Source organism: Actinobacillus vicugnae, assembly GCF_901687125.1.
Lineage (GTDB): Bacteria > Pseudomonadota > Gammaproteobacteria > Enterobacterales > Pasteurellaceae > Actinobacillus > Actinobacillus vicugnae.
Genome location: NZ_CABFJY010000038.1, coordinates 1 through 808, shown reverse-complemented (window position 1 = coordinate 808; position 808 = coordinate 1). Strand labels below are relative to the sequence as shown.

The following is an 808-nucleotide window of genomic DNA, read 5'->3' as shown; positions in this document are numbered from 1 at the left end:
TGATCTGCACCCCAAAACCTGGACACCTAATTTGAGGTGCAGATTATGTCTTATTCTTATCAATTTCGTTTAAACATTATCAAACAAGTGACCGAACAGGATTTGGGTATTCGTGAGGTCGCTAAACTTCATAACATACCTCACTCTCTTGTCATTTCGTGGCTAAAAGCCTTTCGCGAAAGAGGATTGGATGGAGTAAAATCCCCTTGTACCAAACCTAAACCGCCTAAAATAGTGAAGCCTAAAATGAAAAAGAAAAAGATAGTCGTACCCGAACCTACGGACCTCTCCCCCCAAGCGTTTAAAAAATTGCAACGTGAACTTGCTGCGGCGAGAGCGGAGATTGCTTATCTAAAAAAGTTGGAGGAGCTCGACCGTCAAAAACGGCGGCAGAAAAAAGGGCGGTCATCCACAGTTTAAGGTGCAAGCATTCGCTCACGGATTTATTGAAAGCGGCGCGGCTATCTCGTTCCACCTTTTATTATCAAGAGGTTAATCGCGATTATTCGGCAGAAAAAGCGGCGATATTCTCCTTGTATCACGAAAGCAAACAGCGGGACGGCTATCGTCCTTTAACCTTAAAATTACGTCAAATCGGCTTTCGCCTGAACCATAAAACCGTATTGAAATTGATGAATGCGTTGCATATTCATTCTATTGTTCGTAAGAAAAGGCACGGAAAACGCGGTAAAACGTCATATATTGCGCCGAATTTACTCAATCGTGATTTTAATGCGACGAAGCCGAATCAAAAATGGGTAACGGACGTCACCGAATTTCATCTTGGGCAAGCGAAGCTTTATTTTTC

Annotated in this window: 2 protein-coding genes; both read left to right on the top strand. The window is 42.8% G+C overall.

The features are described from left to right. The first annotated feature begins 45 nt into the window (after positions 1 to 45). Positions 46 to 420 carry a transposase gene (locus tag F8M47_RS08150; RefSeq protein WP_150539621.1) on the top strand — a complete coding sequence of 125 codons (375 nt, stop codon included), beginning with the start codon at positions 46 to 48 and terminating at the stop codon, positions 418 to 420. Between the two features lie 26 nt (positions 421 to 446). Beyond that, on the top strand, positions 447 to 808 hold a 362-nt coding region (locus F8M47_RS08145; RefSeq protein WP_167509609.1), incomplete at its 3' end, for an IS3 family transposase.